The 21,257-nt window shown below is 66.3% G+C and carries 15 protein-coding genes; 6 read left to right on the top strand and 9 right to left on the bottom strand.

All coding sequences use genetic code 11. The annotated features are described in order from the left end of the window. Positions 1-8 precede the first annotated feature (8 nt). Positions 9-2,552 (top strand): serine/threonine-protein kinase, encoded by a 2,544-nt coding sequence (locus tag A5777_RS03390; RefSeq protein ID WP_064861625.1) that lies wholly within the window; start codon positions 9-11, stop codon positions 2,550-2,552. 55 nt (positions 2,553-2,607) lie between these two features. On the opposite strand, the gene A5777_RS03385 is transcribed toward A5777_RS03390, so the two are convergent. Genes A5777_RS03385 through A5777_RS03375 form a run of 3 tightly spaced genes read right to left on the bottom strand, consistent with a single transcriptional unit; the run spans position 2,608 to position 6,526 of the window. Then, on the bottom strand, positions 2,608-3,825 hold the full coding sequence (locus tag A5777_RS03385) for an acetate kinase (RefSeq protein ID WP_064861624.1): 1,218 nt from the start codon (positions 3,823-3,825) through the stop codon (positions 2,608-2,610). After that, a complete protein-coding gene (gene pta / locus A5777_RS03380; protein WP_156529269.1) occupies positions 3,822-5,924 on the bottom strand; it encodes a phosphate acetyltransferase in 2,103 nt (700 codons plus the stop codon). Before pta ends, A5777_RS03385 begins: the two co-directional genes overlap by 4 nt. 53 nt (positions 5,925-5,977) lie before the next feature. Beyond that, positions 5,978-6,526, bottom strand: coding sequence for a TetR/AcrR family transcriptional regulator (locus A5777_RS03375; protein ID WP_064861622.1), 549 nt, complete (start codon positions 6,524-6,526; stop codon positions 5,978-5,980). Between the two features lie 120 nt (positions 6,527-6,646). Between A5777_RS03375 and A5777_RS03370 the strand changes: the two genes are divergently transcribed. Further along, positions 6,647-7,192, top strand: a complete 546-nt coding sequence (locus A5777_RS03370) for a GNAT family N-acetyltransferase (RefSeq protein ID WP_064861621.1) — start codon at positions 6,647-6,649, stop codon at positions 7,190-7,192. Here the strand turns inward: A5777_RS03370 and A5777_RS03365 are convergent. After that, on the bottom strand, positions 7,109-8,110 hold the full coding sequence (locus A5777_RS03365; RefSeq protein ID WP_197502279.1) for a DMT family transporter: 1,002 nt from the start codon (positions 8,108-8,110) through the stop codon (positions 7,109-7,111). The two genes, A5777_RS03370 and A5777_RS03365, sit on opposite strands and share 84 nt — an antisense overlap. A gap of 83 nt (positions 8,111-8,193) precedes the next feature. On the opposite strand from A5777_RS03365, the gene A5777_RS03360 reads away from it, so the two are divergent. Further along, complete coding sequence (locus A5777_RS03360) at positions 8,194-9,114, top strand: LysR family transcriptional regulator (RefSeq protein ID WP_064861619.1); 921 nt, start codon at positions 8,194-8,196, stop codon at positions 9,112-9,114. A gap of 115 nt (positions 9,115-9,229) precedes the next feature. On the opposite strand, the gene fgd is transcribed toward A5777_RS03360, so the two are convergent. Beyond that, positions 9,230-10,252 carry a glucose-6-phosphate dehydrogenase (coenzyme-F420) gene (fgd, locus tag A5777_RS03355; RefSeq protein WP_064861618.1) on the bottom strand — a complete coding sequence of 341 codons (1,023 nt, stop codon included), beginning with the start codon at positions 10,250-10,252 and terminating at the stop codon, positions 9,230-9,232. Positions 10,253-10,349: 97 nt separating this feature from the next. On the opposite strand from fgd, the gene A5777_RS03350 reads away from it, so the two are divergent. Beyond that, the gene (locus A5777_RS03350) at positions 10,350-11,210 is read left to right on the top strand and encodes an alpha/beta hydrolase (RefSeq protein WP_082933528.1); all 861 of its coding nucleotides are present in this window, start codon (positions 10,350-10,352) and stop codon (positions 11,208-11,210) included. On the opposite strand, the gene A5777_RS03345 is transcribed toward A5777_RS03350, so the two are convergent. Then, positions 11,200-11,715, bottom strand: a complete 516-nt coding sequence (locus tag A5777_RS03345) for a hypothetical protein (protein WP_064861616.1) — start codon at positions 11,713-11,715, stop codon at positions 11,200-11,202. The two genes, A5777_RS03350 and A5777_RS03345, sit on opposite strands and share 11 nt — an antisense overlap. A 142-nt stretch (positions 11,716-11,857) precedes the next feature. Here A5777_RS03345 and A5777_RS03340 point away from each other — a divergent pair, with 142 nt between their 5' ends. Next, on the top strand, positions 11,858-13,777 hold the full coding sequence (locus tag A5777_RS03340; protein ID WP_064861615.1) for an ABC transporter ATP-binding protein: 1,920 nt from the start codon (positions 11,858-11,860) through the stop codon (positions 13,775-13,777). Between the two features lie 153 nt (positions 13,778-13,930). Here the strand turns inward: A5777_RS03340 and A5777_RS03335 are convergent, their stop codons facing one another. The 3 genes from A5777_RS03335 to A5777_RS03325 all read right to left on the bottom strand — a co-directional run bounded on the left by A5777_RS03335 (position 13,931) and on the right by A5777_RS03325 (position 16,654). Further along, positions 13,931-14,173: a hypothetical protein gene (locus A5777_RS03335; RefSeq protein WP_005209066.1), complete on the bottom strand. Its 243-nt coding sequence runs from the start codon at positions 14,171-14,173 to the stop codon at positions 13,931-13,933. Next, entirely contained in the window at positions 14,170-15,387 is a 1,218-nt protein-coding gene (locus A5777_RS03330; protein WP_064861614.1) for an acyl-CoA dehydrogenase family protein, read from the bottom strand. Before A5777_RS03330 ends, A5777_RS03335 begins: the two co-directional genes overlap by 4 nt. Before the next feature lie 292 nt (positions 15,388-15,679). Next, the gene (locus tag A5777_RS03325; protein WP_064861613.1) at positions 15,680-16,654 is read right to left on the bottom strand and encodes an alpha/beta hydrolase; all 975 of its coding nucleotides are present in this window, start codon (positions 16,652-16,654) and stop codon (positions 15,680-15,682) included. A 388-nt stretch (positions 16,655-17,042) separates the two neighbouring features. Between A5777_RS03325 and A5777_RS03320 the strand changes: the two genes are divergently transcribed. Further along, positions 17,043-21,047: a Pls/PosA family non-ribosomal peptide synthetase gene (locus A5777_RS03320; RefSeq protein ID WP_197502278.1), complete on the top strand. Its 4,005-nt coding sequence runs from the start codon at positions 17,043-17,045 to the stop codon at positions 21,045-21,047. Positions 21,048-21,257: the final 210 nt, after the last annotated feature.

The raw sequence follows: 21,257 nt of genomic DNA, 5'->3' as shown, positions 1-21,257 counted from the left end.
GACGCGAGATGCCACGAAGTGACAAGCACAGCGCAACGCCGGCCGCGGAAGTCGAGCGTGACGCCACCACCGACGCGACCAACGGCAGCGCCGACCGTGCCGACCTCGACGTCGGAACCCAACGTGCCGATCTCGCCGACCTCGACGTCGGAACCCAGCGTGCCGACCTTGCCGACCTCGACGTCGGGACCCAGCGTGCCGACCTCGCGGCACTCGACGTCGGCACGCAGCGGGCGGATTTCGCTGCGACGCAGGCGACTCCGAGCATCGGGATGCGCGACGAGTCGACGGGTCCGATCACTCCTGCGCGTGCACTCGATCCCAACGAAGCGCTGGTCTCGGTCGGGCAGACGCGCAGACTCGTGCCGCGTCGTCGGCCGCGAGTGCACGACCGTCGACTCGGCTCGGGGCTCGTCGAACTGCCCAAGGTCACCGACATCGAGCCGCAGGACGCGGTGCTCGATTCTCCGGTCATCGCCGAGGGCAAGCGCAACTGCTGGCGCTGCGGGCGCCCCGTCGGGCGCTCGTCGGGGGCCGGTGCAGGCGCACTGACCGGGGAGTGTCCCCACTGTGGTGCGCGCTATTCGTTCGTTCCGGGACTCGCGAAGGGCACGCTCGTCGCGGGCCAGTACGAGATCGCCGGCGCCATCGCGCACGGTGGACTCGGCTGGATCTACCTCGCGATCGACCGCAACGTCTCCGACCGACCCGTCGTCCTCAAGGGTCTGCTCAACTCGTCGGACTCCGAAGCGCAGCAGGTCGCTCTGGCCGAGCGACAGTTCCTCGCCTCGGTGAACCATCCCGGCATCGTCAAGATCTACAACTTCGTCGAGCACGTCACCGACTTCGGCGAGCGGTTCGGCTACATCGTGATGGAGTACATCGGCGGCCGGACACTCAAGCAGATCACCGGCGAGGGTGATGAGGGCGACGGGGCCGGCTCCGACCACCTGCTGACCGTCGAACAGGCCATCGCGTACATGCTCGAGGTGCTTCCCGCTGTCGGGTATCTGCACTCGGTGGGTCTGGTCTACAACGACGTCAAACCCGACAACATCATGGTCGGCAGCGATGAGGTGAAGCTCATCGACCTCGGCGCCGTCTCACCGGTCAACGGCTACGGACACCTCTACGGGACACCGGGTTTCCAGGCCCCGGAGATCGTGCAGACCGGTCCACAAGTCGTCACAGACATCTACAGCATCGGACGCACCCTGGCGGCGCTGACCGTCGACATGCCGATGAGCGACGGCCGGTATGTCGACGGTCTACCCGACCCCGACGACACCCCCGTGTTCCGCGACAATCCGTCGTTCTACAAGCTCTTGCAGCGTGCGACGGCACCCGATCCCGACGACCGCTTCTCTTCCGCGGAGGAGATGACGACGCAGTTGCTCAACGTGCTGCGCGAGACCGTCGCCGTGCACACCGGTGTGCCACGGCCATCACTGTCGACGGTGTTCACGCCGCAGCGCTCGACATTCGGCACCGAGTTGATGCTCGCCCCCGTCGACGGCTTCTTCGATCCCGATCTCGCGGCCTTCTACGACCCGGTCGACATGGCACGCGCACTGCCGGTGCCACTCGTCGATCCGACCGATCCCGCTGCGGGACTACTCAATTCGGCAGCGCTGAGCGATCCGAGGCAGACACTCGACTCCATCCACGCGGCGCGGGCGGAGGGTTTCCGCTCGCTGCTCGGACAGCCGACGTCTGCGGCGCATCCGTCACTGGAGATCGATCTCGCGGAGGCGCGAGCGCACCTCGAACTCGACGACGTCGACACAGCGCTCGAGTTGCTGCGTGATGTGTCTGTGCAACACGGGGATTCGTGGCGCGTGCAGTGGTACATGGGAATCTGCTCGCTGATGAACGACGAGCCCGAACTGGCGTACGGCTGGTTCGACGCCGTGCTGCAGGCGATGCCGGGCGAGGTGGCCCCGAAGCTCGCCGTCGCGGGTACCGCCGAGCTCATCGGGCGTTGGCTCTCGGACGGATCGGATTCGTCCGAGGGGTCCGTCGACCGCATCACCGACATGTATCACGTTGCGGCACAGAACTATCACGACCTGTGGCTGACCGACCACAGCATCGTCACGGCAGCGTTCGGAATGGCGCGCCTCGCCGTCGCTCGCGGCGATTATGACGCAGCAATCGAACCCCTCGACGAGGTACCTGCGACGAGCCGACATTTCAACACCGCACGCGCGACGGCGGTCATCGCCCTCGTACACGGACGCGACCCGTCGCAGGTGAGCAAGGATCAGCTCGTCGAGGCGGCCAAGCGTATGGAAGCCATGCCCGACAGCGAGCCGCGCAAGCAGCGGCTACAACTGATCGTTCTCGGCACCGCGCTCGGCTGGGTGCACAACCACCCCGACGACACGGGAGAACCCGCGTGGCTCTTGGGTTTTCCGTTCACCGAGCAGGGCCTGCGCACCGGAACCGAGAGGTCGCTTCGCCACCTCGCGCGGCAGACGCGCACCAACCGCGACCACCGGTTCCTTCTCGTCGACCTCGCGAACTACGTGCGGCCCTGGTCGCTGTTTTGAGGGGTGGTCTCGACAAGCTCGACCAGCGGATCGGGCTCGACCAGCGAACCAGCTGCTACTCGGGCTGCTCGCCGCGGGCGACGGCTGCGGCCTGGCGGGCGATGGCCAGCTCTTCGTTGGTCGGTACGACAAGCACGTCGATCGCGCTCGAGTCGGCCGAGATGCGTCGAGCCTGCTTGTTACGCACAGAGTTTCGCTCGTCGTCGAGAACAATCCCGTAAGTCTCCAGACCGGCCAGCGCGTCGCGTCGCACGTTGTCGGCGTTCTCGCCGACACCCGCGGTGAAGGTGATCGCGTCGACCTTGCCCAGTTCGATCATGTAGGCCCCGATGTAGCGGCGCAGGCGGTGGATATAGACCTTGTACGCACGCTTGGCGTTGTCATCGCCGCTGTCCATCCGCGAGGTGATGGTGCGAAAGTCGTTGTCGCCGCACAGACCCTTGAGTCCGGAGTTCTTGTTGAGCAGGGTGTCGAGTTGATCGTTGGACAGCTTGGCGACGCGGCTCAGGTGCAGCAGTACGCCGGGGTCGATGTCGCCGCTTCTGGTGCCCATCACCAGACCTTCAAGGGGCGTCATACCCATGCTGGTGTCGATCGGTTCGCCGTGTGCGATCGCCGACGCCGACGCACCGTTACCCAGGTGCAGCACGATCTGGTTCAGATCCGCGTAGTCGCGACCGAGGAACTCCGCAGCCTTGCCCGAGACGTACTGATGACTCGTACCGTGAAAGCCGTAGCGCCGCACCGCATGTAGGTGTGCGACCCCACGGTCGATGGCGTACGTTGCGGCCTCGTCGGGCAGGTCGTGGAAGAAGGCGGTGTCGAACACGGCGACCGACGGGACGTCGGGAAGTTTCTTTCGTGCCACCTCGATACCCGCGAGGTTCGCGTTGTTGTGCAGGGGTGCGAGGGTGGAGATCCGCGAGATCTCCGACACCACCTCATCGGTGACGAGCGTGGGGTGGAAGAAGCTACGGCCACCGTGCACGACGCGATGTCCGACGGCGCTCAGTCCCGCCGTCGCGAGATCGGTTCCCGACTGCGCGAACATCTCCGACGCCGCGTCGAGCGCGGCCGAGATGTCGTGCAGCGGTTCGGTGCGCGTCGAGGACTCGCCGTTCTGCTCGTGCGTGATCGACGACTCGTCCTCACCGATCCGCTCGGCTATCCCCTCGGCGATGACCTCTGCCGTGTCCGGGTGTAGCAGTTGATATTTCAACGACGACGACCCGGCGTTGAGCACCAGCACGGCACCCTCGGTGGATGAACTCATCGGCCTGACTCCTGTGCGTCGATGTTCTGGGCCTGGATGGCGGTGATGGCAACGGTGTTCACGATGTCGGAGACCAGCGCGCCACGGGAGAGATCGTTGATGGGGCGTCGAAGTCCCTGCAGCACAGGGCCGATCGCGACAGCACCCGCACTGCGCTGCACGGCCTTGTAGGTGTTGTTGCCGGTGTTGAGGTCGGGGAAGATCAGTACCGTGGCCCGGCCGGCGACCTCGGAGTCGGGCATCTTGGTCGCCGCGACGCTCGGCTCCACCGCGGCGTCGTACTGGATGGGGCCCTCGACGGAGAGCTCCGGAGCCCGTTCGTGGACGAGATCTGTTGCGACGCGCACCTTGTCGACGTCGGCGCCGGTTCCCGAGCGCCCCGTCGAGTAGGAGAGCATCGCAACGCGCGGGGAGATACCGAACGCGGATGCCGTTGCGGCGGAGGAGATCGCGATGTCGGCGAGCTCGGTGGCGGTCGGATCGGGAACGATGGCGCAGTCACCGTAGGTGAGCACCTTGTCGGGTAGACACATGAAGAAGACGCTCGAGACCGTCGAGACCCCCGGAACCGTCTTGATGATCTCGAACGCCGGTCGGATCGTGTGTGCGGTGGTATGCGCTGCGCCGGAGACCATTCCGTCGGCGCGGCCAGTGTGCACGAGCATCGTGCCGAAGTACGAGACGTCGCGCATCCGCTCCTGGGCGTGCTCGAAATCCATGCCCTTGTGCTTGCGGAGTTCTGCGTAGGTGTGCGCGAATTCGTCTGTCAGCTCGGAGTTGTCGGGATCGATGAGTTCGACGCCGTCGAGGTCGACCCCGAGGTCGCTCGCGCGGGCCGTCACCGACTCGGGGTTGCCGAGGATGATCAGTTCCACGACTCCGCGACGCAGCAATTGTCCTGCGGCACGCAGGATTCGGTCGTCGCTGCCCTCGGGAAGCACGATGCGCTTGAGGTCCGACCGCGCGCGGGTGATCAACCCGTACTCGAACATCTGCGGGGTGACGACCTCAGACGGCTTGACGTCGAGCACCTTGATCAGCTCCTCGGGCTCCACGTACTGCTCCATGAGTCCGAGCGCCGCGTCGATCTTGCGAGCCGATCCGATCGCGATGCGACCGCGGGTGTCGGCGGCGATGCGTGCGGTGTCGTAGGTGCCCTGTTCACAGGTGATGACCGGAAGCTTGGACTTCAATCCGCCGACGAGAGCGTCGATCATCGGATGCGGTTTGAGACCGCCGTTGAGGATGATGCCGGTCAGTCGCGGAAAGCCCTGCGCGGCATTGGCATTCACCAACGAAAGCAAGACGTCGGAGCGATCGGCCGGGGTGATCACCACCATGCCCTCGGTGAGTCGCTCGAGGATGTGCTCCGCGGTCATGCCGCCGACCATCACCCGAAGCGCCTCACGATCGAGGAGTTCCGGGTCGCCGCTGTACATCTCGGCGCCCAACGACCTCTTGAGCTCGGCCATCGTCGGCGCGAAGAGCACGGGCAGCTCCGGCAGACACCAGCACGGAACGTCGAGTTTGGCCAGTGCGGCACCGATATCGTTCATGTGCTCGGGATCGCAGCGGTTGGCGACGATGGCGGCGGTGGTCGCGTGCATCGCGGCGATCTCGGTGCGCAGGTGCTCGGCGAGGTCGCGCACCTCGGTGGGTGTGCGGTCGAGTGCCTTGAGCGCCAGGATGATCGGCGCCGAGAGGTTGGCCGCGATACGTGCGTTGTACGTGAGCTCCGACGGGTTGCCGACGTCGGTGTAGTCCGAACCGACGATGACGACGGCGTCGCACTGCGATTCGACGGCGTGGAAGCGCGCGACGATGTCGGCGATGGAGCCGCTCGGGTCTGCGTGTACCTGGTCGTAGGTGACGCCGATGGCTTCGTCGTAGCTGATGTCCGCCGAGGTGTGTTCGAGCAGGAGGTCGAGGAGGTAGTCACGCTCGCCGTGAGCGGCCCGAGAGATGGGTCGGAACACGCCGACCCTGCCGCCGGTTGCCGTCAGGAGCGACAGCACACCGAGCGCCACCGCCGATTTTCCGGTCTCCGCTTCCGCGGACACGATGTAGATCTTCGTTGCGCTCACAGCGTCGGGCGACATAGTGGTCAGCGTAGTTGGTGCCACCACTGAGCGTCGCGGGTGAGGTGGCCCGGTCAGGTGACGATTGCCCGAACGATCAGGTCGGCGATCTGTTCATCGGTGAGGCTGCTGTCGGGAACCAGCATCAGCGAGTAGATGATGCGGACCATGAACTCGGCGGCGCCGCGCGCATCGGGCGACAGTTCGGCCTGCACCTGGGGCGCGACGTCGGGCAGCGTGGCGTCGACGATCTTCTCGATCAGGTCGGGTCCGTTGTCGTCGTTGGTCGCGACCAGCGCGCGCACGATCTCCTCCGGTTCCTGACGGAGGACGTACTGCAGCGCCTCATGCTCGCGGATGTGGGGCAGCACGCCGAGCACCTGTGCCCGCACCTTGCCCGCGGCGTCGGGGGCGGTGTCGGACCATTCGCGTAGTTTCACGCGCAGCAGCGCGATCTCGCGGTCGAGCATGGCAGCGACGAGCGCGTCACGTCCGCCGAACATGCGGTAAGCCGTCGCCCTAGCCACGCCGGCGTGACGGGCCACAGACGTCAGGCTGAGCGCCTTCGCGCCGAAGCGCGACACCAGCCCGACGCCCACATCGACAAGACGATCCGATTCCATGCTTGAAAGTTAGCGAATCGGGCAGACGTCGGCGCAGGGTACCGGTCACTTTCGCTGCGCGGTGAAGTGCGCGAGGTCGTATGCGTACTCACGCGGACCCATGCCCTAGGCTCGGCGCCCATGGAGATTCGTGACGCGCGCGCAGGCGACGTCCCCGGCATCACGCCCATCTACAACGACGCCGTCGAGAACACCACCGCGATCTGGAACGAACAGATCGTCGACGACGCGAACCGGCTGGCGTGGCTGACGCAGCGCCAGGATGCAGGGTTTCCGGTGCTGGTCGCGGTCGAGGACTCGTCGACGGATGGGCAGGTCGTCGGCTACGCCACCTACGGGCCGTGGCGGCCGCACGACGGGTATCGGCACACCGTCGAACATTCGGTGTACGTGCGATCGGATCAGCGCGGAAAAGGCACCGGGCAGGCGCTGATGCACGCGCTGATCGACCGTGCACGTGCCGACGGATTCCACGTGATGGTCGCTGCCATCGACGCCGCCAACGAAGGATCGATCCGGATTCACGAGCGGTTGGGCTTCACACGCGTCGGATTGTTGCCACAGGTCGGGACGAAGTTCGGATCATGGCTCGACCTTGCATTCCTGCAACTGACTCTCGACGGGCCCACTCGAGACGGCGGGTCCGCGCGATACTCTCAGGGCTGAGGCGCGCGCTCTGCGCATCGGCAGAAGGATCAACCCGCGTGTCATCGCCACGCCCGCGAGGCAGAGCACGCCTCCGACGATCCGCAGCGGGGTCGGAACCTCGCCGAGTAGCAGCCACGACAGCACGATCACCAGGGCGGGCACGACGAGCGTTGTCGCTGCCATTGCGCCCGCGCTCGTGCGTGACAGCGCGTACGCCCAGGTGGTGAACGCGATCGCGGTCGGTCCGACGCCGAGGAAAACCATCGCGGTGATGTCGGAGGCGGGTGCCGCGGCAACCTCCCGCACCGCGGCGGGAGCGAACGGCAGGGTCGCGAGCGCGCCGACCATGACTCCCCAGAATGTTGCCGACAGGCCGTCGATGTGCGTCAGTGCGACCTTCTGCACCAGCACGCCACTCGCGTAGAGAACGGCTGCGGCCAGTCCGAGCGCGATGCCCAGCCAATCCGCGTGTGGGCCCGACCCTCCGACTGTGATCAGCACGACGCCTGCGAATGCCACCCCGATGCCGATGAGGAGTCGGCGCGAGAACCCCTCGCCGAGGAACAGTCCTGCGAACACCGCGACGAGGATCGGCGCGAAGTTGACCAGCAGAGCCGCCGTGCCGGCGTCGAGATGCTGTTCGGCCCAGTTGAGCGTCACGGTGTAGAGCGCGAACCACGCGACGCCGTACACGATCACCAGCACCAGGCCACGGCCGCGCGGCAGCGGCGGGAGTCCGCGCCCGAGGCCGTTGCGGCGTCGCATGATCACCACGATCGGCACGAGTGCGACCACAGCTGTCGCCAGTCGGCCGAATGCCAGCGCACCGGGCGAGAACGATGCACCCGCCGACCGGATGGCGATGAAGGCCGACGCCCACAGGAGCACGGTGACCGTGGCTGCGATGGTGGCGAGATCGGGGGTTCGACGCGTCATGCCATCAATGATCTGCCCGAGGACAATTCAGGACAAGTTCATATTTCTACACGACTCTTGAGTACCGCTGTATATTCACGGGCGTGATCGATCCACATCGTCTGCGAGTGTTCCGAGCTGTCGTTGCGGAGGGTTCCGTCGGTGGCGCAGCGTCGGCTCTCGGGTACACGCCTTCCGCGGTGAGCCAGCACCTGGCGACGCTGCAGCGCGAGACCGGACTCGCGCTGGTCGAGCGCGACGGCCGGGGCATCGTCGCCACCGAGGCGGGACGAACGTTGGCGGCGGAGTCCGAGGGCATCTTCGACCACTTCGCGCGGCTCGAGGGGCTCGTCGCCGATCTACGGCAGGGGCGGGCGGGCACGCTGCGCGTCACCTACTTCGGGTCCGCGGGTGCGGAATGGATGCCGACGGTCGTCGCGCAGATCCGCCGAGAATTCCCTGCGCTGCGACTCGACCTTCGACTCCTCGAGATCACCGACCCCCTCGTCGCGCCGCCGGATGTGGAGATCGGCATCGACGACGTCACAGCCGTGATCGGCAGCTCGTCGTCGAACGATTTCGACGTCATGCCACTCGTCTCGGATGCCTACCACGCGGTGGTCACACCCGACTCCCCTTATGCAACAAGGGATCACGTGTTGCTGCGCGAGTTGGCCGACGAGGTCTGGATCGACAACGACATCGCGCGCGGCCCCTGCCGCGAAGCACTACTTCGTGCCTGCACCGCAGCGGGTTTCAGCCCGTGCTTCGGTGTGGAGACGCACGACTACCTGACCGCGATCAACTTCGTCGCCGCCGGGGTCGGGCTCACCGTGGTGCCGGCGCTGGCGCTTGTCGACGTTCCGGACTCGGTCCGCGTGGTGCCGATCGCCGAACCGACTCCGCGCCGGGCGATTTCGATTCGACGCCGCCACAGTATTCGCGAGCACCGCGCCGCCGACCGCGTCGTCGAACTGGTGCGGAAGCAGGCTCGGCGCACACACGGCACGCTGGTCGGGGCGTGAGGCGCGGGCCCCGGGGGTCCGCAGAAAAGTACACGCCCTGGGCAGTCGACGTGTACCGGTACAGGTCAACAGCCCAGGGCGCGTGGTTTTCTGCGCTGGGTTCGCTGGGCTCGACTCAGTCGGCGACGGACAACTTGCGCAGCCGCGGGGCGAGATCCTTCTCGAAGTTGTCGAGGAAGCGCTGCTGATCGTGGCCCGGCGCGTGGAAGACCAGGTGGTTGAGTCCGGCGTCGGTGTAGAACCTGACCTTTTCGACGGCCTCGTCGGGGTCGGATGCGACGATCCACCGCTTGGCGACCTGCTCGATGGGCAGTTCGTCGGCAAGGCGTTCCATCTCGGTCGAGCTGTTGACGCTGTTCTTCTGGTCGGCGGTCAGCGACAGCGGCGCCCAGAAGCGGCAATTCTCCAGTGCGAGTTGCGGATCGGGGTCGTACGAAATCTTGATCTCGATCATGCGGTCGATCTCGGCGAAGTTCCGGTCGACCTTCTCCGCACCCTCACGAACGGCCGGAATGAGCTTCTCGGTGTAGAGCTCGGGACCCTTGCCGGACGTGCAGATGAAGCCGTCGCCAGAGCGGCCCGCATACCGTGCGACGACCGGTCCGCCCGCGGCCACGTAGACCGGGATCTGATGCTCGGGCAGGTCGTACATGTAGGCGCCCTTGGTGTGGTAGTACTCCCCCTCGAAGGTCACCTCCTCACCGGTCCACAGCTCGCGCATGAGCTTGATGGCCTCACGGAGACGAGCGAAGCGCTCCTTGAAGTCGGGCCATTCGCCCTGGAATCCGGTGGCGTACTCGTTGAGCGCCTCGCCGGTGCCGACGCCGAGCATGATGCGGTCGGGATAGAGGCAGCCCATCGTCGCGAACGCCTGCGCGATGACGGCGGGGTTGTAGCGGAAGGTCGGGGTCAGGACCGACGTGCCGATCTGTACGCGCTTGGTGCGCTCGCCGACCGCAGCCATCCACGACAAGGAGAACGGCGCGTGGCCGCCGTTGTGGCGCCACGGCTGGAAATGGTCGCTGACGGCGACCGAGTCCATGCCGTGTTCCTCGGCCGCCACGGCGATCTCCACCAGCTCGCGGGGCGCGAACTGCTCCGCCGAGGCCTTGTATCCGAGCTTGAGTTGCTGTGCCATGCCTTCACCTCACTGCCGACGACCGTCTATGTGATCCAACGTACTCAGGGAACAGGTCCGACAGTTGCGTGGGATCCAGGGGTACATTTTTGTACCCGTGGATCCCACACAACTCGACCCGCGCCGCACGAAGCGTGGGCCCCAGAGCGACGTCGAGGTTCATCGGCTTCGCGAGCAGCGCGCGGCGCATCCTGCACCGCGCGACCCGGAAGCCGTCGACCTCATCGCCGAATTCGCGGGACAGTCGGTGCCGGTGCGAGTGATCACGCCGACCGAGCCGCCGCGCGGAGCGATCCTGAGTCTGCACGGCGGAGGCTTCTACTTCGGAGCGGCTGCCTACGACGACATGTGGAATCGTGAGCTTGCCGATGCCCTCGGCGTCGCGGTCATCGGCGTCGACTACCGCCTTGCTCCCGAAACCCCTTGGCCCGCAGCGCCCGATGGTTGTGAAATCGCCGCTCAGTGGCTGATCGATCACGCGCCAGAGAAATTCGGCACTGACCGACTGGCACTCATGGGCTTCTCGGCGGGCTCGACACTGGCGATGACCACTCTGCTTCGCCTGCGTGACGCCGGACTTGCACATCGATTCTGCGGCGCTGCACTGCAGTTCGGCACCTACGACCTGAGCGCGACGACGCGCGCGGGCAGACTGATCGCCGACGAGTACTTCCTCGGCGCCTACCTCGGCCACGTCGACGATCGGACGCCACCCGACATCTCGCCGATCTTCGGCGACCTCCACGACCTACCGCCGGCGTTGCTCGTCGTCGGCTCCGACGACATCCTCGTCGACGACAACCGCGCCATGGCGACGCGGCTCGCGGATGCGGGAAACGAGGTCGAGCTACGTGTGTACCCCGCGTCGCCACACGGCTTCACGCACCACTCGACGTCGACGGCCGCGGTGGCGCGCAGTGACGTCGCGGGCTGGCTCAGCACGCGGCTCACGGGGTGATCGCGTCGGCGGATCGCCCGCGGGGAAGTTCGACGGCGTAGCTGTAGTGACAGCCGAGGTCGGCCCGATCAGGCGCCTCGTAGTTGTCACGGAACCAACTGATGCACGCCTCTGCGGCGAGTAGCCGGTCGCGGGTGTAGAGGTAGCCGTCGGTGCAATCGTCGAACGGATCGTCGTCCTGCCAGATGTCGATGGGCATCGTCGACGCGTCGTGGTCGACGAAGCGCAGTGTCCGCAGCGCGGTGCGTGACCTCCGCACCAGAAAGATGCCGTCAGTCAGGACGTAGACCTGCACACAGACGGCGTCTGGCGCGGCGAAGTCGACCTCGTCGTCGATGTCGAGATCGTCCTCTTCGACTTCAGCCTCCAACTCGTCCCAGTCATCGGCCAACCGGACATCTTTGGGCCCGAGACTGAACTCGAGACCGGGCGGCTGATCGTCGAGGGACTCGGCGACCCACGCGAGCATCGAGTCCCAGTCGTCGATCGGATAAATCTTGGCCATGACTCACATTCTCGCGTGTGGGTATGACATCGCTGTGGGTATGAGTCCAGAGGCTCGGGTCATGCGGATGCCGGGGCTCGTCCGCTATGAGCGCAACGCTCGGCTGGACTTAAACCTAACTTGAGCTTCTACTCTGGACGTCATGAGTATGCAGTCCGTCGCCTGGGACATGATGTACAAGTCGTCGAACTCGCCGTCGCGCAAGCGGCTGCGCGGTGACCGACGCAGCACCTTGCGCCGCATCATGACCTTCGCGCGCCCACACCGCGCCCGTATCGGCGTGTTCCTCGCGCTGTCGGTGTGCACCGCGGTGCTGACCGTCGTGACCCCGATTCTGGCCGGGCGCGTGGTCAACCTCATCAGCGAGGGCGGGTCGGGCGGAACGATCGTCGGACTCGCGGTGTTGATCGCGCTGATCGCCGTCGCCGAGGCGGCCGCGGGAATCGGCACGCGCTGGTTGTCGGCGCACATCGGCGAGGGGCTGATCCTGGATCTGCGCCGCTCGGTCTTCGACCACGTCCAGAAGATGCCCGTCGCGTTCTTCACTCGTACCCGAACCGGCGCGCTGGTGAGTCGACTCAACAACGACGTCATCGGCGCGCAACGTGCGTTCAGCGACACTCTTTCGGGTGTGGTGTCCAATATTGTGACGTTGGCGTTGACGCTCGGCGTGATGTTCGCGATCAGCTGGCAGATCACACTGTTGGCGTTGGTTCTGTTGCCTGTCTTCGTGATTCCCGCACGACGCATGGCTCGACGGATGGCCACCCTGTCCCATGAGGCCGCCGAGCACAACGCGCGGATGTCGACGCAGATGACGGAACGCTTCTCGGCACCGGGCGCGACGCTGGTGAAGCTATTCGGCAGTCCGACGTTGGAGAGTCGTGAATTCGCCACGCGCGCCGACAGAGTCCGTGACATCGGTGTGCGACGAGCCATGCTGCAGGGTGTGTTCATCACCGCACTGACATTGGTGTCGGCGTTGGCTCTCGCGCTCGTCTACGGACTCGGTGGCTGGCTTGCGGTGCATCAACATCTCTCCGCGGGAGCCGTTGTGGCACTGGCACTTTTGTTGACCCGCATGTATGCGCCACTCACGGCGCTGGCCAACGCGCGAGTCGAAATCATGAGTGCGCTGGTCAGTTTTGAGCGGGTGTTCGAGGTACTCGACCTCGCACCCCTGATCGACGACAAGCCCGACGCCACCGACGTCCCCGACTGCGACGACGGTGTGAGCGTGCGATTCGACCACGTCTCCTTCGGCTATCCCTCGGCCGACAAGGTCTCGCTGGCCTCGCTGGAAGAGGTTGCGCAATTGGACAGTCGGGGTGGGACCCAGGTGCTGCACGACGTCGACATCGACGTCCCGGCGGGCTCGATGGTCGCGCTGGTGGGGAGTTCCGGCGCGGGCAAGTCGACGATCGCGAGTCTGGCCACCCGCCTGTATGACGTCGACGAGGGCGCCATCCGCCTCAACGGCGTCGACGTGCGAGATCTGCGCAGCGAATCGGTGCACCGGAGTGTCGGATTGGTGACCCAAGACGGACATCTGTTCCATGACACCGTCCGCGCGAATCTCGTTCTGGCTCAACCCGATGCATCCGACGATGCGATCTGGGACGCACTGCGACGCGCACGCCTCGACGAACTGGTCGCGAGTCTGCCCGACGGCCTCGACACGATCGTCGGCGAACGCGGGTATCGACTGTCGGGCGGCGAACGTCAACGCATGACCATCGCCCGACTTCTGTTGGCGCAACCCGCCGTGGTGATCCTCGACGAAGCGACCGCACACCTGGACTCGACGTCGGAAGCCGCAGTTCAGGAAGCCTTGGCAGAGGCACTGGAGGGGCGCACGTCGATCGTCATTGCGCACCGGTTGTCGACGATCCGCGCCGCCGACCAGATCGTGGTGATCGAAGCGGGGCGCGTCGTCGAACGTGGTGATCACCGAACACTGTTGGCGGCCAACGGAAGATACGCGCAGCTCTACCGCACGCAGTTCGCCGACGGGAGCTCCGAGCAGCAGGCGGAGTGCTGCCCGGAGACGTTGAGCGCGTAGTGGTTTCGACGCGGCTGCTCGCTACGCTCGCGGGCTGCTCAACCAGCGGGGTGGGCGGGCTGCTCGACCAGCGGAATCGGCGGACCTTCAGCGGAAGGGGCGGACCTACTCAACTAGCGGGGTGAGCGGGGGCGGAGCCGGGCTGATCGGCGGCTAGTCCTCGTCGTCGTCGCGGTCCGGAATGGGCGGGGCGAGTTTGGCTTTGCGGAACGTCAACCCAACCATCGCGATGTTCACGACGATGATCGCGATACCGAGTACCACCCACAGCCACTGGTGGTTGCTCCACCAGTTGACGACGAGCAGCGCGACGCACACCATCAGCACGACGGAGCCGAAGATCACCATGCCGCGCGAGAAACCCTGTGCGGCGCGCTGGAACTGGGGATTGGTCACCGGAAGGCGTCCTGTCCGGTCAGCGCTTTGCCGATCATCAGTTGGTGCATTTCGCTCGTGCCTTCGTAGGTGAGCACGGATTCGAGGTTGTTGGCGTGCCGCATCACCGGGTACTCGAGTGTGATGCCGTTGGCGCCCAACAGGGTTCGACATTCGCGGGCGACAGCGATGGCTTCGCGGACGTTGTTGAGTTTGCCGAGGCTGATCTGCTCGGGTGCGATCTTGCTCTCGTCCTTGATGCGCCCCAGCTGGATGGCGAGCAGGAATGCCTTGCCCACCTCGAGCGCCATGTCTGCGATCTTGGTCTGGCTGATCTGGTATCCCGACAACGGCTTGTCGAAGACCTCGCGGTCGGCAGTGTAAGAGAGCGCGCTCTCCAGACAGTCGCGCGCGGCGCCGACCGCACCGAAGACAATGCCGAACCGCGCCTCGTTCAAACAACTCAGCGGACCCTTGAGGCCGGTCACGCCCGGGAGCATCGCCGACGCGGGCAACCGCATGTCCTCGAAGGACAGTTCGGCCGTGATCGACGCCCGCAGCGACAGCTTGTGCTTGACCACCATCGACCGGAATCCGCGGGTATCCGTCGGGACGACGAATCCACGCACTCCGCGCGAGCCCTCTTCGAGATCGGTGCGCGCCCAGACGATCGCGACGTCGGCGACGCTGCCGTTGGTGATCCACATCTTGGAGCCGTTGATGACCCAGTCGTCTCCGTCGCGCTTCGCTACGGTCCGCATGCCCGCCGGGTTGGAGCCGAAGTCGGGCTCGGTCAGGCCGAAGCAGCCGATTGCCTCGCCCGCAGCCATCTTGGGCAGCCATTCTTCGCGCTGTTCGTCGCTGCCGAAGGCACGGATTGCGTACATCGCGAGCGATCCCTGCACCGACATGAAGCTACGCAGACCGGAGTCGACGGCCTCGACCTCCAGGCACGCGAGTCCGTACTCGGTTGCCGACGTTCCAGCGCAGCCGTAGCCCTCGAGGTGCATCCCGAACAGGCCGAGCTTGCCGAACTCACGGGCGAGGTCTCGAACAGGGAGGGTGCCGTCCTCGAACCACTGGCCGACGTGGGGGCGCAGACGTTTGGTGCCGAAGTAGCGGACGGTGTCGACGATCGCCCGCTCCTGGTCGTCGATCAGTCTGTCAAAGCCGAAGAGCTCTCCGACCGTCTTGGTCCTACTTGCCCCAGTCGAATGTGACCCAGTCGCACTCACCGTTGTCCACCACCTGTTTGTCGACGCCGCGCGGGATGTCTGCCGCGCCACTCCACTATGGCAGTTCGACGCCGCGCCATGTCGACGACCACGAGGTTGGGCGCTCGACGTGGGGCGGAGTGGTTTCGACTCCGGTGCTCGCTTCGCTCGCGCCGGGCTCAACCGGCGACGAGTGGCTCAACCGGCGGCGAGCGATTCAACCAGCCGCGGCGAGTGGCTCAACCGGCGGCAAGCGGTTCAACCAGCGGGCTCAGCTCGACCAGCGGGCTCAGCTCGACCAGCCGGGCTCGGCTCAGCCGGCCGCCTTGGCGTCGCGGTCGTCGGCGGCCTTGGCGTCGCGGACCGCCTGCGTGGTGAAGGCGGCGGTCGTCTCGACGGCGTGCAGCGTCTCGGCGTGACGGGCGTTCATGACCGGAAACGCGTGCACCTGCCACGCATAACTGTGCGCGACGGCGTCGACACCGGCCTCATCGAGCCGTTCCACCAGCTCGATCACGTCGGTTTCGAGCATCTCGTTCTCAGCCGTGATCATCACGGTCGGTGGGAACGCCTCGGCGTCGATGTCGGCGGCGCGACGAGCACCGCGCAGTGGAATCGGCCCCCTGTTGAGCAGCGGGACGAGCCGCGCCATCTTGCCCATCGGCAGATAGGCGTCGGAGCGGCTGCTGCGATCGGGGTTGGTGCCCAGATCGAGGTCGAGCAGCGGAGAGAACCCGATGAGGGCAGCAGGCGTCGGAAGACCGGCAGTGTGCGCGCCCTCGGCGACCTTCATGGCGAGGAACCCACCCGCGGAGTCGCCCGCGACGATCAACCGTCGATATCCCCACTCACTGAGCAGTTCGCGGTAGGCGGCCACGGCGTCGTCGACCGACGTCCCGACACCCACCTTCGGTAGCTGGCGGTACTCGAGCGAGAAGACCGGCAGTGCGCACGCCTTCGCGAGTCGACCGACGATAGAGCGATGCGTACCGAGACCACCGACGACGAATGCGCCGCCGTGCAGATAGAGGATGGCGGTGTCGGCGTCGCGTCGTGACGGTCCGCTCGGCATGACCACCTCGGTGGGACGGCCCGCGAGTTCCATCCGCTCGCGAACGACGTGCCGCGGTTCGGGCGCGCCGGCGAACAGGCGGTCGATCAAGAAGAGCCCCGCCATCCCCGGCCGGTTCAGCGGCCACAGCGCGAGCGTCGGTTTCAAGAGTGCGCGAGTCGCAAACCACAGTGGGTACGAGAGCGCACTCGCCTTTCGGTGATGCACAATTGGCATGCTGTTTCTCCTCACCCCAACCCAACCGCGAGAAAGTGATGCGCGATCAGAATCGTGTGGCGGCGTCGACGGCAACCACGGCCCGGAATCCCCTGGCTAGTATTCCTGCACAGAGTCTTCCCACGAGGGGCTTTCCCACAGTGCGACCACCTACAGTGCCAATACCTACCCGGCAATTACCTACAGTGTGTTCGGAACCGATGAATGTGAAGCTACACCCGTTTCGGAAGACCGACAGTCTCGCGCCGCGAGTTCCGAGCGCCATTTCACCAGCCGCGCGAATCAGAGAGCTAGGACACTCCACAGCAGCCATGTCAGCGACACCATGTGATGCGCACGCATCCGCATCAGGGTCAACATTCGCTCTCGCGTATCGGCGGTACCCGGCGTGATCGAGACGGATCCGAGTCCACTCGGGTTGCCACACTCCATCCCCGCCGAGTTTCTGCTGTCGGCCAAGGCGGCGCCTGCGCGCACGCTGTGCGACATCCTCGATGCCACCACCGCACGGCATCCCGACGCTCCCGCCATCGACGACGGCGACCAAATCCTGACATATTCGCAGCTCAGTGCGGTAGTACGACGCGGCGCGGCGCGGTTGGCGCAACTCGGGGTACGCCGTGGTTCGCGGGTCGGCATCCGGATGCCGTCCGGTTCACGCGATCTCTACACCGCGATCCTGTCGGTGCTCTACGCCGGAGCCGCCTACGTTCCGGTCGACGCCGACGACCCGGAAGAACGCGCAACTCTCGTGTTCGGCGAAGCGAAGGTCGACGCGATCGCCGACGCCGACGGGATACACGTCACTGACGGCGCATCGCCCGACCCAGCCGCCACGTCCCTCACCGTTTCCTCCCCGGACGCAAGTACTCCCGACTCGACTACTCCCGACTCGGTATCCACCGGCGCAACATCGACAGCCGACTCGCCGGACGCCAACCGCCCGACCCCAGGCGACGACGCGTGGATCATCTTCACGTCGGGATCGACCGGAACTCCCAAAGGCGTCGCGGTCACGCATCGCAACGCCGCCGCATTCGTCGACGCCGAGGCGACGATGTTCTGCCGCGACGAACCACTCGGCCCGGGCGACCGCGTACTCGCGGGCCTGTCGGTGGCCTTCGACGCCTCGTGCGAGGAGATGTGGCTCGCGTGGCGACACGGTGCGTGTCTCGTTCCCGCGCCTCGGTCGCTGGTGCGCAGCGGCATGGACCTCGGGCCGTGGCTCGTCGCCCGCGACATCACCGTCGTGTCGACGGTGCCGACCCTCGCATCACTCTGGCCACCGGAGGCGCTCGAAGCCGTCCGGCTGTTGATCTTCGGTGGCGAGGCGTGTCCGCCCGAACTCGCCGACAGACTCGCCGTCGAGGGCCGCGAGGTGTGGAACACCTACGGCCCCACCGAGGCGACGGTCGTCGCGTGTGCAGCGTTGCTTGGCGGACCGGGTCCGGTCCGCATCGGTCTGCCCCTACCCGGATGGGATCTCGCCGTCGTCGGAGCAGACGGACTGCCCGTTGCCGAAGGCGAAACCGGTGAGCTGATCATCGGCGGCGTCGGGCTCGCCCACTATCTCGACCCGGCCAAGGATGCCGAAAAGTACGCTCCCATGCCCACTCTCGGCTGGGAGCGCGCCTATCGCAGTGGCGATCTGGTACGCCTCGACCGTGAGGGTCTGGTATTCGGCGGCCGCGCCGACGATCAGGTCAAGGTCGGCGGCAGGCGGATCGAGTTGGGCGAGATCGACAACGCACTGCAGCACCTTCCCGGCGTGAGCGGCGCGGCAACCGCGGTGCGAAAGACGGCCGCGGGCAACAGTCTGCTCGTCGGATACCTCGTCTCCCCCGAGCCCGAGTTCGACGTAGCGAACGCGCATCGCCTTCTCGCAGAACAACTTCCCGCACCGATGGTCCCGAGACTCGCGCTCGTCGACGAACTGGCGACCAGAACGTCAGGCAAGGTCGACCGCGACGCCCTACCGTGGCCGCTACCGGGCGCCGACAACTCCGACGAGGAGGACGCGAGCGACCTCAGCGGCACCGAAGCATGGCTGGCCGCGCGGTGGACCGATGTCCTCGGCGCAACCGTGACAAGTGCCGAGACCGACTTCTTTGCCGAGGGCGGCGGCTCGCTCGCCGCTGCGCAATTGGTGACGGCCGTGCGCGAGCGCTACCCGGAAATCACTGTCGCCGACCTCTACGACCATCCGCGGCTGGGCTCACTCGCGGAGTTCCTCGGCGAGACCGCGGCCGCGGAGGTCGTCGACCCGCGTGAGGTGAAACCGACACCCGCTGCCACCGGTTTCGCGCAGCTGCTCCTGTCGGTGCCGCTGTCGACGCTGACCGGATTGCAGTGGGCGACGTGGCTCGGCGTCGTCAACAACGTCGGTGCGTGGACCGCTTGCCGACTCGACGTCTCGGTGCCCTGGCTCGTCGAGGTCAACTGGTGGGTCGTGCTCGTCGCGTTCCTGGTGTTCATCACTCCGCCCGGTCGGATGGTCATCGCCGCGATCGGATCGCGCATCCTGCTCGGGGGCGTCGAGTCGGGTACCTATCCCCGCGGCGGCAACGTGCATATCCGCCTCTGGGTCGCCGAGCGACTCCTTGTCGCCAGTGGCGCCGCCAATCTGTCGGGTGCGCCGTGGATGATTTATCTGGCACGCGCGCTGGGCTCGTCCGTGGGGCGCGGCGTCGACCTGCACACGATCCCGCCGGTCACCGGAAAACTGACCATCGGCGACGGCGCGTCCGTCGAACCCGAGGTCGACGTTGCTGGCTGGTGGATCGACGGCGACCTCGTCCACATCGGCGAGATCGTCATCAAACGCGGTGCGACAATCGGTGCGCGATCGACGCTGGCTCCTGGCGCCGTCATCGGCAAAGACGCCGAGGTGGGTCCGGGTTCCGCGGTGTTCGGTCGGGTCAAGGCCGGGCAGCACTGGGCCGGGTCGCCCGCTGTGAAGATCGGTAAGGCGACGCATTCGTGGCCCGATCACCGTCCCCGTCGCGCAAGCTTCTGGGTGCCCGTCTACGGACTGTCCTCGATGGTTCTCGCCGCCATCCCCCTGATCTCGCTGGGAGTCGGCCTACTCGTCATCGGGACATGGGCGCTGCACGCCGACCGGCTCCGCGACGTCGCGATCCGTTCGCTGATCCTGTTACCCGCCGCGGCCATCGTGAGCCTCGCGGTATTCGCCGCGATCACCGCGGTCCTCGTGCGCGCGATGTCACTCGGTCTGGAAAAGGGCTATTACCCCGTGCGTTCCCGCGCGGGGTGGCAGGTGTGGATGACCGAGCGGCTGCTCGACTCCGCCCGCACCTACCTGTTCCCCCTCTATGCCGGGCTGCTGACACCGTGGTGGTTCCGCATCCTCGGCGCGAAAGTCGGTAAGGGAACCGAGATTTCGACCGCCCTGGTGCTGCCTAAATTCACGACCATCGCCGACGGCGCGTTCCTCGCCGACGACACCATGGTCGCCTCGTACGAACTCGGCGGCGGCTGGATGCACATCGACGACGTCAAGATCGGCAAACGCTCGTTCCTCGGCAACTCCGGAATGGCCGCGCCCGGCCGCAAGGTGCCCAAGAACGGTCTCGTCGCAGTGCTGTCCGCCGCTCCCGACCGAGCGAAGTCGGGGTCGAGTTGGCTTGGTAGTCCGCCGATTCGACTTCGACGCACCGCCGCGGAAACCGACACGTCGAGGACGTTCGATCCGCCCATGCGCCTCAAAGTGGCACGCGCAGTGATCGAGACGCTGCGATTGATCCCGGTGATGATCTCGTTCGGGCTCGGCATCTTCATGCTGTTGAGCCTGCAATACATCGCCCAGCAGTCGAACTACGTAATCGCCGGTCTGGTCAGCGGCCTGCTGTTGGTGTTGTGCGGCGCCATCGCGTGTTGCATTGCGGCAGCGGCGAAGTGGGCCGTCGTCGGACGTATCGAGGTCTCCCAACATCCGCTGTGGAGTTCTTTCGTGTGGCGCAACGAGCTTTCCGATGCCTTCGTCGAAACGGTTGCAGCGCCGTGGTTTGCCAACGCCGCGACCGGAACCCCCATCCTCAATCTGTGGCTCCGGCTCCTCGGCGCACAGATCGGCAAGGGCGTGTGGTGCGAAACCTATTGGCTCCCTGAGGCCGACCTCGTGTCGCTGGGTGCGGGCGCAACCGTCGAGCGCGGCTGTGTCGTACAGACGCACCTGTTCCACGATCGGGTCATGGCCATCGACCGCGTAGTCCTCGCCGACGGTGCGACGCTCGGACCCCACTGCGTCGCGCTACCGGCGTCAGGACTCGGCGAATCTGCGACCGTCGGCCCGGCGTCGTTGGTCATGCGTGGCGACGTGGTGCCCGCGCACACCCGTTGGCAGGGCAACCCGATCGCGCCCTGGCACGACTGAGTGGCAGCACGACTAGTGGCTGCACGACAGTGGCTGCACGACAGTGGCTGCACAACTCAGAAGTGGACCGGCCGTCCAACGAAAAGCGGGGGGGGGGGGGGGGGGGGGGGGGGGGCCGCGGGCGGGGGGGGGGGGGGGTGGGGCGCGCGTGGCGGGGGAGGGCGGGGGGCGGGGGGGGGGGGGAGGGGGGGAGAGCCGGGAGGCGGGGAA

Source organism: Gordonia sp. 852002-10350_SCH5691597 (genome assembly GCF_001665715.1).
Lineage (GTDB): Bacteria > Actinomycetota > Actinomycetes > Mycobacteriales > Mycobacteriaceae > Gordonia > Gordonia sputi.
The sequence above is the reverse complement of the archived record's forward strand: the minus strand, read 5'-3'. Positions and strand labels throughout refer to the sequence as shown.